Origin of the sequence: Roseovarius nubinhibens ISM, from assembly GCF_000152625.1 — a bacterium.
In the GTDB taxonomy this organism is placed as follows: Bacteria; Pseudomonadota; Alphaproteobacteria; order Rhodobacterales; family Rhodobacteraceae; genus Roseovarius; species Roseovarius nubinhibens.
This window is the reverse complement of the sequence record NZ_CH724156.1, coordinates 2,217,852-2,230,892: the sequence shown is the minus strand read 5'-3', so window position 1 is coordinate 2,230,892 and position 13,041 is coordinate 2,217,852. Positions and strand designations below refer to the sequence as shown.

The following is a 13,041-nucleotide window of genomic DNA, read 5'->3' as shown; positions in this document are numbered from 1 at the left end:
TGCCGCCCTCCACTGCACCACGCGAAAGGCCGCGTCTAGGCAAGCACAGCGCAAAGGTCAACCAAGGCAAAGGTCAACCAACGGCCACCGGTCCAAAGCCCCCGCTTGAGCCGGGGGCCTTAGGCCGCGCACCGAGGGTCTTTAACCGCGCATCGGGGACCCTAAGCCAAGCATCTTGAATCGCGCATCATGAGCCGAGCATCTTGAACCGCTCATCCGCGCAGGAGCCCCAAAGGCCCCTCGGTCAAACGACCGCATCGTAATAATCTACCAAACCACACGCCGCCCCGGTGGTCACTCCGCTACGGTCGCCCTCTGATCCCAATCCGAGGTCGATTTCTGGCTCGGTCAGCTGCCTCCCGGCGCGATGGCGGTGCGCGCGCGCAAGTTCAGCTGCCGCAGTTTTTTCATTCTGAACCCGGAGGGGGTGCTGCGTCACCGGGTCGAAAGCTTCTGCGCCAAATGGCGGGGTTGTGGTGTCTCCTTGCATGACTGAACTCTGACCCCACCGTACGGTCGAGATGTTAAAAAACCGTTGCGTACGGGGCGTTTACCTTGGCCAATCGGGCCATTTCCCAACATCCATACTGTCGCGATACCGACGTGATGCCGACGCGTTACCGAATGTTCGTTTTCTTACAATTTCAACGGGTTAACACCCCGAATCACGCCTCGAGCTCTGCATCCCAATAAAGGAAGTCGAGCCAGCTCTCATGCAGGTGGTTCGGCGGGAATTTCCGGCCCGTGTTGCGCAGCTCATCCGAGGCCGGCGCCCGCGGCGGCTTGCGCAGCGACATGCCCGCCCGGCGCAGGCTTTTCGACCCTTTGCGCAGGTTGCAGGGCGAACAGGCGGCGACCACATTTTCCCAGCTGGTGATCCCCCCCGCCGCCCGCGGCACCACGTGATCGAAGGTCAGATCGCCCTTGGTGCCACAGTACTGACAGCGGAATTCGTCCCGTAAAAAAAGATTAAAGCGCGTGAAGGCCACGCGCTTTTGAGGTTGTACATAATCCTTGAGAACGATGACCGACGGGATCCTGATCTCGGTGCTCGGGGACCGGACCCAATGGTCATATTCGGCGACGATATCCACCCTGTCGAGCCAGGCCGCCTTGATCGCCTCCTGCCAGGACCAGAGCGACAAGGGATAGTAGCTCAGCGGTCGGTAATCGGCATTCAGCACCAGCGCCGGATGATCCCGGAGCGCGCCCGGACTTCGGACAAACTCGGTTCTGAAATCGCTGCGCTCCATCACGGTCATGATCCTGATCCCCATGTATAGGGTAACTATATCCGGTGTTTGCGATCTGGCAAGACACCAGATGCACCCACCGGATACCGGGATCAAATGACAGGCATGTGACGGGGTGATGACGGAACGGCGACGCCGTTCAGAGTTGCTCCATCACCTCGTCGGAGGCTTCGAAATTGGCGGTGACGCGCTGCACGTCATCGTCATCTTCAAGCGCCTCGATGAGCTTCATCAGCTTCTGCATCCCGTCGAGATCCATCTCGGTCGTGGTGGTGGGTTTCCACACCAGCTTGGTCGAGTCACTTTCGCCCAGCTCACCTTCGAGCGCGCCCGCCACCTCGTTGAGGTCGGTATCCGCGCACCAGATGATATGGCCGTCTTCCGAACTTTCGACATCCTCGGCACCGGCCTCGATCGCGGCCATCATCACCGTGTCGGCATCGCCGATCTCGGCGGCATAGCTGATCTCGCCCTTGCGCTCGAACATGAAGCCGACGCTACCGGTCTCGCCAAGGTTACCGCCGTTCTTGGAGAAGGTCGAGCGGACATTGCTCGCGGTGCGATTGCGGTTGTCGGTCATCGCTTCGACGATCACCGCCACGCCATTGGGCCCATAGCCCTCATAGCGGATTTCCTCGTAATCCTCGGCCTCGCCACCAATCGCTTTTTTGATAGCGCGTTCAATGACATCCTTGGGAACCGAGCTCGACTTGGCCTCTTTCACCGCGAGCCGCAGCCGCGGGTTTTTCTCGGGGTCCGGGTCGCCCATCTTGGCGGCCACGGTGATCTCCTTGGCCAGCTTCGAGAACAGTTTGGACCGGGCCGCATCCTGACGCCCCTTGCGGTGCTGGATGTTGGCCCATTTGGAATGGCCTGCCATGAGAAGACTCCGGTGACATTGATGCAATTTCGCCCCATATAGATCACCCGGGCCAAGGGCCGCAAGCCGGTTGCGTTTTCACGCGCTTTCCGCTTGGCTCGGCAGAGCCCTCAAGGACTCGATCATGACCGCTGACCAGATCATTCTCTTCTCGCTTTTCGCCGCCGTTTTCGCGCTCTTGCTCTGGGGGCGCTGGCGTTATGATCTCGTGGCTTTCACCGCGCTTATGGCGGGGGTGGTGCTCGGGGTGGTGCCGGTCGATGGCGTCTTCGCGGGCTTTGGCCATCCGGCGACCATCATCGTGGCGCTGGTGCTGGTGGTCTCGGCCGGTCTGATGCGGTCGGGGGCGGTGTTTCTCATCACCCGGACGCTTGTCGACAGCTCGCGCAGCTTGGGCGCCCATATCGCGCTGATGGGCGGGGTTGGCGGGGTGCTGTCGGCCTTTATGAACAACGTCGCAGCGCTTGCGCTCTTGATGCCGGTCGATGTGCAGACAGCGCGCAAGGCCGGGCGCTCACCGGGGCTGTCGCTCATGCCGCTGAGCTTTGCCACGATCCTTGGCGGCATGGTGACGCTCATCGGGACGCCGCCCAATATCATCATCGCGGCCATTCGCGAAGAAAGCCTCGGCGCGCCCTTTGCCATGTTCGATTTCGCCCCGGTGGGCGCGGTGGCGGCGCTGGCCGGTCTGGCCTTTGTGGCGCTGATCGGCTGGCGGCTGATCCCCTCGCGGGACGACGCCACGCTCGACGCCTCGGACATCGCGCAATATGTGGCCGAGCTGACCGTGCCGGAGGACAGCAAGCTCATCGGGCAGCGGCTTGGCGAGCTGGATGAGACGGCGCATAAATCCGATGTGGCGCTTCTGGGCATCGTGCGCGAGGGCAAGCGGCTCTATGGGCGGGCCCGCAACGCGGTGTTGCGGGCGGGCGATACGCTGGTGCTCGAGGCGGTGCCAGAGGCGCTGGACGAGTTTCGCACCGCGCTCAACCTCGCCTTTTCCGACGCGGACCGCGAAGAGATGCTGCAGGCGGCGGGCGAAGGGCTCGACGTGGTGGAACTGGTGGTGCCGCAAAACGCCCATATCATCGGCAAGAGCGCCCTCAGCCTTGGCCTCCATTGGCGGCAACGCTCTGTTTTGATGGGGATTTCCCGTCAGGGGCGCAAGATCACCTCGCATATGCGGCGCACGCCGATCGAGGCGGGCGATATCCTTCTTATTCTTGTGCCCAAGGATCGCGGCGGCGATGTGGCCAATTGGCTGGGGGCGCTGCCGCTGGCCGATCGCGGGCTTGCCGTGACCCAAAACAGCAAGACCTGGCTCGCCATCGGGCTCTTTGCCGGGGCGGTGGCGGCTGCGAGCTTTGGCCTCATCTACCTGCCCATCGCGCTGGGCCTCGTGGTGGTGGCCTATGTGCTCACCGGGATCGTGCCGATCAAGGAGCTCTATGATCATATCGAATGGCCGGTGGTGGTGCTGCTCGGCTCGATGATCCCGCTCGGCGCGGCGCTCGAGACCTCGGGAGGGACCGAGCTCATTTCTGGCGGGCTGATCAGTCTCACCGCGGGGCTGCCGGCCTGGGCCATTCTGACGGTGCTGATGGTGGTGACGATGAGCCTGTCGGATGTGCTCAACAACACGGCGACGACGATTGTCGCGGCCCCTGTGGGCATCCAGATGGCGCAGGCGCTCGACGTGTCGCCCGACCCGTTCCTGATGGCGGTGGCGATTGCGGCCTCCTCGGCCTTTCTCACGCCCATCGGGCATAAGAACAACACGCTCATCCTCGGCCCCGGCGGCTATCGTTTTGGCGATTACTGGCGGATGGGGCTGCCGCTTGAAGTGATCGTCATCGCAGTGTCGATCCCGGCGATCCTCGTGGTGTGGCCGCTCTAGCGCGACCTTGGCCCGGCCGGTCCCTCGTGGAGAGGTCCGGCCGGGGTATTTTTGACCAGAAAGAGGCCTGAGCGATCAGGCAACCCACCAGCGTTCGGCCCAGCGGCCGCCGTCGAGCTCCCAGTTCGAGGCGACCTCGGGACCATGGGCGATCTTGTTGGTGGTGGCGAAGATATAGTTGCCAAACCCCCAGACCAGCGCGCCGCCATCGTCGCGCACGAGGCGCTGCATTTCGCCATACATCTCGGCGCGCAGAGCCTCGTCGAGCTCGCCCCGGGCCTTGATCAGCAGCTCGTTGAACCGGTCATTTTGCCAGAATGTGTCGTTCCATTTGGCGTCGGCCGCGTAGCCGGTGCTGAACATCCAGTCGCAGGTCGGGCGGCCGCCCCAATAGGAGGCGAGGAAGGGTTTCTTCATCCAGACATCCGACCAATAGCCATCGCTCGGGCGGCGGTCGACAGTCAGGTTGATGCCGGCAGGGGCGAGATGTTCCTTGTAGAGCACCGTGGCATCGACCGCGCCGGAAAAGGCCGCGTCGGCCGCCGAACAGGAGATGTCGATGCTGTCGTAGCCCGCCTTTTTCAGGTGGAACTTGGCCTTGTCGGGGTCATAGGCGCGCTGTTCGATGGAGCCGTCGTGATAGGGCATCTTGGGGGCGATCGGGTGATCATTGCCGATGGCGCCGCGCCCGTTGAGGATGGTCTGCACCATGGCCTCGCGGTTGATGCCGTATTTCAGCGCGAGCCGCAGGTCCTTGTTGTCGAAAGGTGCTGCGGTGGTGTTCATCGGGAAGGTGTAATGCAGGAAGCCCGTGGCCTCGACCACGTTGATATTCGGCATTCTTTCCAGCAGGTTGATCGTCTTGAGATCGACGCGGCTGATGATGTCCATCTCGCCAGTTTGGAGCGCGTTGGTGCGGGCCGAAACGTCGCCGACATAGAGGATCTCGATCTCATCGAACCAGGCGCGGTCAGACTTCCAGTAATCGTCGCGGCGGGTGAGCAGGGTGCGGACGCCGGGATCGTGGTCGGTGAGCACATAGCCGCCGGTGCCGATATAGTCGCGCCAGTTCACTTGGCCGTCCTCGAGGGGGAGCATGAGGAAGTGGTAATCGGCCATGAGATACGGGAAATCGGCGTTGGGGCCGATCAGTTCGAAGATCACCGTGTCGTCGCCGTCCTTGCGGTAGTCGGCGATGGTTTCGGCGGTGGAGCGCATGCTCGATCCGCTGTCTTCGCCGGCGTGGTATTTGATCGAGGCGATGACATCATCGGCGGTGAGTTTGCGGCCATCGGAAAAACTCACTTCGGGGCGCAGTTTGAAGGTCCAGGTTTTGGCGCCGTTGGAGCCTTCCCAGCTCAGCGCGGCATCGCCCACGAGGCTGCCGTCGGCGGCGATCTCGGTCAGGGTGGAATGGGTCGCGAGCCCCACCGAGAGCATATAGATATCGGTGTAAGTCCAAGGGTTTAGCGTGTCCTGGCTCGAGCCTTCGGCCATCGCGATACGGATCGAGCCGCCGCGTTTCGGGGTCTGGGCGAGACCGGGCAGGCCAGTCATCGTGGCGAGGCCGAGGGCGGCACCGCCGGCCAGCACGCTGCGGCGGGACGGGGTTTGGAACAGATGTGTCATGATGGGTCTCCTCACTGGCTACGGGGGTGGCACGCAACAGGGCCCTGCCCCGGACTTCGGCGCCACCATGGCGCTGACGCGGGGTAAGGTCTAGCCATCAAATGATACGGGTCTGTGACCGCGCGCGAGAGACCGCCGAAACGCGACACGCCCGGCCAAAAAGCCGGGCGTGCGGAGGGTCGGTATCGCGTCGGTATTACGACGGCAGCGCGTCGGTCACACCGACATGCAAATATATTTCATCTCGAGATAATCCTCGATGCCGTGATGGCTGCCTTCGCGGCCAAGGCCCGATTGCTTGACCCCGCCAAAGGGCGCGACCTCGGTCGAGATGATGCCGGTGTTGACGCCAACGATGCCATATTCGAGCGCCTCGGCCACTTTGTAGACGCGGCTCAGATCCTTGGCGTAGAAATAGCTCGCCAGACCGAAGATCGTGTCATTGGCCATGGCGATCACATCGTCCACATCGTCGAATTTGAACAGCGGCGCCAGCGGGCCAAAGGTCTCGTCGGTGGCGACAGCCATGTCCTGGGTCGCGCCGGTGATGATGGTCGGCGGCAGGAAGTAGCCTTCGCCCTCCATCGGCTCGCCGCCGCCGAGGATGACCTCGGCGCCTTTCGACTTGGCGTCGGCCACATGTTCCTGAACCTTGGTGATGGCGTCCGAGTTGATCAGCGGGCCGAGCTGCGTGCCGTCGTCGAGACCGTCGCCGATCTTGAGCTTGCTGACCGCCTCGGCGAGTTTCTTGGAGAAGGCGTCATAGACACCGGACTGCACATAGATCCGGTTGGCGCAGACGCAGGTCTGGCCGTTGTTGCGGAATTTGCACATGATCGCGCCTTCGACCGCGGCGTCGAGATCGGCATCGTCAAACACGATGAAGGGCGCGTTGCCGCCCAGTTCCATCGAGCATTTCATCACCTGATCGGCAGCCTGACGGAGCAGGATGCGGCCCACTTCGGTGGAGCCGGTGAAGGTCAGTTTGCGAATGCCGGGGTTTTCGCAAAATTCCTTGCCGATCTCGCTCGAGCGCGAGGAGGTCACGATGTTGAACACGCCCGCGGGCACGCCGGCCCGTTCGGCCAGCACTGCCATGGCGGTGGCCGAGAGCGGGGTTTCCGCCGCCGGGCGGCCGACAAAGGCACAGCCCGCGGCGAGCGCCGGGGCGGCCTTGCGGGTGATCATCGCGTTGGGGAAGTTCCAGGGCGTGATCGAGGCGGCGACGCCGATCGGCTGTTTGATCACGGTGATCCGCTTGTCGCGCTGATGGCCGGGGATGGTTTCGCCGTAGATGCGTTTGGCCTCTTCGCCGAAAAACTCGAAGAAGGAGGCGCCATAGGCGATCTCGCCCTTGGCCTCGGCCAGCGGCTTGCCCTGTTCGGCGGTGAGGATGGTGGCCAGATCGTCGGCGTTTTCCATCATCAGGTCGAACCATTTGCGCAGCACGGCGGCGCGTTCCTTGCCGGTCCAGCTCGCCCAGTCTTTCTGGGCGGTGACAGCGGCGTCGATGGCTTTGGAGACTTGCGCGCGGCTCAGGTCGGTGACTTGCGCGATGACATCGCCACGGGCCGGGTTGGTCACGTCGAACGTGCCGCCTTCGCCGTCAATCCATTCGCCGTTCACATAGGATTTCTCAGCCAGAAGCGAGGGGTCCTTCAGAAGCGATTTCAGGTTCGTGTCAGTCATCATTTTCTCCCGTAAAAATCTTCCCGCACAGCCAAATCAGGTTGCAGGCGGCTTGTCCAGTGCAAGACCCTTGCAAGAATGCGGCGCTCGGCGGGGCAAATGCGGCGCGGGTGGCTATTTGCCGAAACGTGCCTGCCATGTGGGCAGGGTGTCGCCGGGGGCGGCGGTGGCGGCATGGATGGCGCGGGCGATGGCGCGGGCCATGGTGATCGCCCCGGCATGGCCCAGCGCGAGAAGATCGGCCGCGCCCGCAACGGGCCGCGCCCCGGTCGCGGCGGCAAAGACCAGATCGCCGTCCATCGGCGTATGCGCGGGCACGATGGCGCGGGCAAAGCCGTCATGGGCGGCGATGGCCATGCGGGTCGCCTGGGCCTGGGTCAGGGCCGCGTCGGTGGCGACGATGGCGATGGTGGTGCTTTCATGCTGGCCGAGCTTGGTGGCGGGCCAGAGGTCCGGCGTGCCCGCGCCGCACCCGCCAAATTCTGCGTCGAGTTCCCACGGCGCGGCCCAGAATTCCGGCCCTTCGCCCATCACCACAGAGCCCAGCGCGTTGACCGCGACCAGCGCGCCGACCGTATGGCCCGAGGGCAGGACAAGCGAGGCGGTGCCGAGCCCGCCCTTGAGATTGGCGGTGGTGGCCCCGGTGCCTGCGCCATGGCTGCCCAGCGCCACGTCCTGCGAGGCCGCCGCGAGCGCCGCCTGCCCCAACGCCTTATAGGGGTTGTCGGTCCAATTTTTGTCGCCGCCATTGAGCAGGTCAAAGAGGATCGCGCCGGGGACAATCGGCACCCGCTGATCGCCGACGGCAAAGCCCCGCCCCATGGCGCGCAGCCCGTCGGCCACGCCCGAGGCCGCGTCGAGCCCGAAGGCCGAGCCGCCGGAGAGCACCAGCGCATCGACCTCTTCGACGAGCTTGTCGGGGGCGAGCAGATCGGTTTCGCGGGTGCCGGGTGCACCGCCCATGACATGCACCCCGGCGGTGAAGGGCCGATCGCCCAAAAGTACGCTCACCCCGGTCTTGATCCGGTCGTCCTGTGCCTGTCCGACGCGCAGCCCGGCGACATCGGTGATGGCGTTGCGCGGTCCCGGTCGGATGGTCATGGAATGATGGTCATGGAAATTTTTGCCCCCTGTCGCAAACCATCTTGCCAGAATCCGCGCGATGGGCAACATAGCATCCGGGCATGGGGCGATGGCGTCGCTCCGCAAGGCCTTATCCCAATCAGTCCTGAACGCCGGGACCTTCTGTCTTAGGAGGGTCACTATGACTGCACGTCCTGAAATGTACCGGTTCCACAACGGGCAAAAGGCACCCCTGCCCTTTGCCGTGGAAGAATATGAAGCGCGTATCAAGGGGCTGCGCGCCATCATGGAGGAGGCGGGCATCGGCGCGGTCGTGCTCACCTCGATGCACAATATCGCCTATTATTCCGGGTTTCTCTATTGCGCCTTCGGGCGGCCCTATGGGCTCGTCGTGACCGAGAGCGACTGTGTGACGATTTCGGCCGGGATCGACGCGGGCCAGCCGTGGCGGCGGTCGTTTTGCGACAACATCACCTATACCGATTGGCAGCGCGACAATTACTGGCGCGCGGTGCGGTCGGTGGCGGGCGAAGGCGCGGTCGTCGGCTATGAGGGCGATCACCTGACGCTGGTGCAGCGCGACAAGCTCGAGGATTTTCTGCGGCCTGCGGCGACGCTCGATGTGGCGGAGCGCACGATGCGGCAGCGGATGCAGAAATCACCGGCCGAGATCGCGCTCATCCGCAAATGCACGGCCATCGCCGATGTCGGCGGCTATGCGATCAAGGATGCGGTGCGCGTGGGCACAAGCGAGATCGAGGTGGCCATCGCCGGGCGAGATGCGATGGAGCGCGAGATTGCCAAGGTCTTTCCCGATGCGGAATATCGCGACAGCTGGGTCTGGTTTCAGTCGGGGATCAACACCGATGGCGCGCATAACCCGGTGACGGGGCGGGTTCTCGAACAGGAGGATATCCTCAGCCTCAATGCCTTTCCGATGGTGTCGGGCTATTATGTGGCGCTCGAGCGGACGATGTTCGTGGGCGAGGTCGATGACGCCTCGCGCAAGATCTGGGAGGCCAATGTGGCGGCGCATGAATATGGCATGTCGCTGCTCAAACCCGGGGTGAGCTGTGCCGAGGTGACGCATCAGATCAACGCGTTTTTCGAGGAGCGTGATCTGCTGCAATACCGGACCTTTGGCTATGGTCACAGCTTTGGCGTGCTGTCGCACTATTACGGGCGCGAGGCGGGGCTCGAGCTGCGCGAGGATATCGACACGGTGCTCGAGCCGGGGATGGTGATCTCGATGGAGCCGATGCTCACCCTTGGGGCGGATCAGCCCGGGGCGGGCGGCTACCGCGAGCATGATATTCTGGTGATCACCGAGGACGGCAACGAGAATATCACCGGCTACCCCTATGGGCCGGAGTTCAATATTATCCGCTGACCCGGCTTTGGGACGAAAAGCGCGGGCCATGGTTTGGCCTGCCGGTGACGAAGACGAGGAGAGAGAGCCGCCAGTGCCGACTGGCGGTTCTTGGCCAGACGCCGGATGAGGGCCTTTTGGCGGCGCGCTTCGGGCACCGGGCGGGCCGGAGGATAGGGCAGGATACCTTGGGCGAGACAGGGGAAGAGCGCGATGAACTCTTCGCGCTGGTCGCGGCTCAGAGAGCTGAGCGCTTGCGGTCCGGGGTAAAAGCTCTCGGTCGGGGCACCTTCGGCGAGGATGATCTCATGCCGGTCCAGGACCAGATGATAATAGGTTATCTCCGGCATCTCGGCCACGCCTTCCGCCAGCGAGGAGATCCCCGGCAGACCGACCAACCGATGGGCCGGGAGGAGAATTTCGTCGGTGTCGAACATGCGTTGAACCACGGGTGACGAGATCATCATGCGATGCTGGGGCGAGACCAGAAGATCGCGTTCCGGGAGCCCCTGCCCCAGCGCGCCGGTCTCAATCTTCACGGGCACCAGCTTTGCGTCTTGCGCCAGAGCCTCCGCACTCAGCCTGCGGTGCAGCACCTTGCGCAAGATCGCTTGACCGCCGTGCCACAGCGAGACCTCATCCCCCTCGCGGAGCGTTTCGACCTGCCGCGCCCCTGTCGGTGTGCTGACCGAACAGCCCGCCACGAGGCAATGGATCTTCCCATTCTCAAAGGCCACCACGCCGACGGTTTCGTTCAGGTGGTCGGTTTCCGCATTCGCCGATTGTTCCTCCTGAATATGCATCTGGACATTGGAGTTGGTCGGGTTTGACATGACCACACTCGCGGGATCCAGGCCATTCAACGTTTGGGTTTCGCCCAGCACGACGGGATTGGTAAATGTATCGCCCAATGGCAAGGTATCGGGGATTTCGTCCACACCGGTAAAGGAATTGGCCGTGCCGCTGGAGGCAGAGCCGCCCGGCTGAATGGCGATCCAGCCGACACTCTCCTGCAAATGGCTGCCGTTCTGCCCTTCTTCTTCTTGCAGCCGGAGGTTGAAGCCGCTTGCGGTGATGGCGTGGGGATCGCTGTCGACCGTTGTCGTGTCATTGTTGGACATGACCGAGGTCAGCACCACCGGCGGCGCTGTGAACCCGCCCGTGAGCGATACCGCACTGTCGGTGTGGTTGGCTGACGTCGTCCCCGCCTCAACGATCCGTCCGTCAGGCAAGGTATGCACCCCTTCCTCAATGGCGAGCCAGTTGATCGTCTCGTTGGTCTCGTGCCCGCCGTTGCTATATTCCCATTCTTCGATGATGAAGGTGAAGGCCGTGGTATTGCCATCGGCATCGAGCGTTTCGTCGATAACGCGCAGAACAAAGGGATCGGAGCCATTCTGGGTGGCCGTAAAAGCGAAAACCGGATTGGTCAGTGGGTCGGTCAGTGTAACCGTGATCGGCGTGTTTGCCGTCGGGGAATTGGCAACAAGGGTGCCTGCCTCACCAAAAGCCATAATAAAGCCCTACTCGTACAATTTGTTTACACTTCTCCCACACATATTTCCCGGGAGATGATTATGTTTAACTCCGTGAACAACTTTTTCAAAGTTTGGCTCTCCATTCTCCAGAGTCCAGCCAAATGCGTGCTTCACACGACACAGCCAGATTGCCATCTCTATAAGTCCAGTTTAAACGGCATCTATGGCAATACCGGTCGAGACATTCTTTCTCTCCCCCGATGGCGAAGGGACGCTTCAGGCGCGCATTCAGCAGATGATCGCCGAAGGCATTCTATCGGGCCGGTTCAACAAGGGCGAAAAGCTGCCCTCGTCGCGCAAGCTGGCGGCGCATCTCGGGGTGAGCCGGATCACCGTGACGCTGGCCTATACGGAATTGCAGGCCAATGATTACCTGACTTCACGGGACCGATCGGGGTTTTTCGTCTCTGACAACGCGCCCGAGCCGCCGGATTTCCCGCTGCGGCAGGCGCGGCAGGACGGGATCGACTGGTCGCGGGCGCTGGGCCGGCGCTATACCGGTGGGGCGACGCCGGAAAAGCCGCAGAACTGGGCCGCCTTCCCCTATCCGTTCATCTATGGGCAGACCGACCCCAAGCTCTTTGACCATGCCAATTGGCGGCATTGCGCGCTGCGCGCGCTAGGGCAAAAGGATTTCCGGGCGCTGACCTCGGATTACTATGATCAGGACGATCCCAAGCTGGTCGAGTTCATCCTGCGCCACACCCTGCCCCGGCGCGGCATTCTGGCGGAGCCGGATGAGATCCTCGTGACCATGGGGGCGCAGAACGCGCTCTGGCTCACGGCGCAGGTGCTGTTGACCCAGCGCCGCACGGCGGTGATCGAAGACCCGTGTTTCCACGCGCTGCGCGATATTCTCATGCAGTCGCGCTGTCACCTGACGGCGGTGCCGGTGGACAGTGACGGGCTTCCGCCAGAGGCGCTGCCGGACCGGGCGGATGTGATTTTCACCACGCCGAGCCACCAGTCACCGACCAATGCGACCATGCCGCTCGAGCGGCGCAATGCCCTTTTGGCCAAGGCGCGGGACATGGATGCGCTCATCGTTGAGGATGATTACGAGTTCGAGATGTCCTTTTTGCGGGCGCCGTCGCCGGCGCTCAAATCGCTCGATCAGGATGGGCGGGTGATCTATGTGGGCAGTTTCTCCAAATCCATTTTTCCGGGTCTGCGGCTTGGCTATATGGTCGGGCCGCGTCCCTTTATTCGCGAGGCGCGGGCGCTGCGGACCTCGGTGCTGCGCCACCCGCCGGGACATATGCAGCGCACGGCGGCCTATTTCCTGTCGCTGGGCCATTACGATGCGCTCATCCGGCGCACCGGTCAGGTCTATGCGCGGCGTCGGTCGCATATGGTCGAGGCGCTGACGCAGCATGGGCTCGACATCGAGGGAACGGGGATTTTCGGCGGCTCGTCGATCTGGATGCGGGCGCCCGAAGGGGTCGATACCGCCGAGCTCGACGCGAGCCTGCGCCAGCAAGGGGTGCTCATCGAGCCGGGCAAGCCGTTCTTTCACCGCCCCGACCCGCCGAGCAACTATTACCGGCTCGCCTATTCCTCGATCCCGTCGGAGCGCATCCGCGATGGCATCGCCATCCTGGCCCGGCAGTTGCGGCAGGCGGCAAGCCCCGGCGCCACTTAAGGCGCGGCGGTGAGGTGCGGAGCCGCGTTTTCCCCTAACAACCGGCGCTTCCAAGAATAAA

General features: G+C 63.1%; 9 protein-coding genes. 3 read left to right on the top strand and 6 right to left on the bottom strand.

Annotation, left to right across the window (positions count from 1 at the left end):
* Window positions 1–665: 665 nt before the first annotated feature.
* Entirely contained in the window at window positions 666–1,277 is a 612-nt protein-coding gene (locus ISM_RS10650; protein WP_009814169.1) for an HNH endonuclease, read from the bottom strand.
* 115 nt (window positions 1,278–1,392) lie between these two features.
* On the bottom strand, window positions 1,393–2,133 hold the full coding sequence (locus ISM_RS10645; protein ID WP_009814168.1) for a YebC/PmpR family DNA-binding transcriptional regulator: 741 nt from the start codon (window positions 2,131–2,133) through the stop codon (window positions 1,393–1,395).
* A 124-nt stretch (window positions 2,134–2,257) separates the two neighbouring features.
* Here ISM_RS10645 and ISM_RS10640 point away from each other — a divergent pair, with 124 nt between their 5' ends.
* Window positions 2,258–4,030: an SLC13 family permease gene (locus ISM_RS10640; protein WP_009814167.1), complete on the top strand. Its 1,773-nt coding sequence runs from the start codon at window positions 2,258–2,260 to the stop codon at window positions 4,028–4,030.
* Between the two features lie 75 nt (window positions 4,031–4,105).
* On the opposite strand, the gene ISM_RS10635 is transcribed toward ISM_RS10640, so the two are convergent.
* The 3 genes from ISM_RS10635 to ISM_RS10625 all read right to left on the bottom strand — a co-directional run bounded on the left by ISM_RS10635 (window position 4,106) and on the right by ISM_RS10625 (window position 8,443).
* Window positions 4,106–5,659, bottom strand: a complete 1,554-nt coding sequence (locus ISM_RS10635; protein ID WP_009814166.1) for an ABC transporter substrate-binding protein — start codon at window positions 5,657–5,659, stop codon at window positions 4,106–4,108.
* 216 nt (window positions 5,660–5,875) lie between these two features.
* The gene (locus ISM_RS10630; RefSeq protein ID WP_040618471.1) at window positions 5,876–7,348 is read right to left on the bottom strand and encodes an NAD-dependent succinate-semialdehyde dehydrogenase; all 1,473 of its coding nucleotides are present in this window, start codon (window positions 7,346–7,348) and stop codon (window positions 5,876–5,878) included.
* A gap of 114 nt (window positions 7,349–7,462) precedes the next feature.
* Window positions 7,463–8,443: a P1 family peptidase gene (locus ISM_RS10625; RefSeq protein WP_040618470.1), complete on the bottom strand. Its 981-nt coding sequence runs from the start codon at window positions 8,441–8,443 to the stop codon at window positions 7,463–7,465.
* A 169-nt stretch (window positions 8,444–8,612) separates the two neighbouring features.
* Here ISM_RS10625 and ISM_RS10620 point away from each other — a divergent pair, with 169 nt between their 5' ends.
* Window positions 8,613–9,821, top strand: a complete 1,209-nt coding sequence (locus tag ISM_RS10620; RefSeq protein ID WP_040618018.1) for an aminopeptidase P family protein — start codon at window positions 8,613–8,615, stop codon at window positions 9,819–9,821.
* On the opposite strand, the gene ISM_RS17735 is transcribed toward ISM_RS10620, so the two are convergent.
* Window positions 9,791–11,314: a Hint domain-containing protein gene (locus ISM_RS17735; protein WP_009814161.1), complete on the bottom strand. Its 1,524-nt coding sequence runs from the start codon at window positions 11,312–11,314 to the stop codon at window positions 9,791–9,793. The two genes, ISM_RS10620 and ISM_RS17735, sit on opposite strands and share 31 nt — an antisense overlap.
* Before the next feature lie 187 nt (window positions 11,315–11,501).
* Between ISM_RS17735 and pdxR the strand changes: the two genes are divergently transcribed.
* Window positions 11,502–12,980 carry a MocR-like pyridoxine biosynthesis transcription factor PdxR gene (gene pdxR / locus ISM_RS10610; protein ID WP_009814160.1) on the top strand — a complete coding sequence of 493 codons (1,479 nt, stop codon included), beginning with the start codon at window positions 11,502–11,504 and terminating at the stop codon, window positions 12,978–12,980.
* Window positions 12,981–13,041: the final 61 nt, after the last annotated feature.

Bases quoted from the DNA above. Each gene is read 5' to 3' on its own strand.
- ISM_RS10650 (WP_009814169.1), bottom strand. From the start codon at position 1,277: ATGGGGATCAGGATCATGACCGTGATGGAGCGCAGCGATTTCAGAACC.
- ISM_RS10645 (WP_009814168.1), bottom strand. From the start codon at position 2,133: ATGGCAGGCCATTCCAAATGGGCCAACATCCAGCACCGCAAGGGGCGT.
- ISM_RS10640 (WP_009814167.1), top strand. From the start codon at position 2,258: ATGACCGCTGACCAGATCATTCTCTTCTCGCTTTTCGCCGCCGTTTTC.
- ISM_RS10635 (WP_009814166.1), bottom strand. From the start codon at position 5,659: ATGACACATCTGTTCCAAACCCCGTCCCGCCGCAGCGTGCTGGCCGGC.
- ISM_RS10630 (WP_040618471.1), bottom strand. From the start codon at position 7,348: ATGACTGACACGAACCTGAAATCGCTTCTGAAGGACCCCTCGCTTCTG.
- ISM_RS10620 (WP_040618018.1), top strand. From the start codon at position 8,613: ATGACTGCACGTCCTGAAATGTACCGGTTCCACAACGGGCAAAAGGCA.
- ISM_RS17735 (WP_009814161.1), bottom strand. From the start codon at position 11,314: ATGGCTTTTGGTGAGGCAGGCACCCTTGTTGCCAATTCCCCGACGGCA.
- pdxR (WP_009814160.1), top strand. From the start codon at position 11,502: ATGGCAATACCGGTCGAGACATTCTTTCTCTCCCCCGATGGCGAAGGG.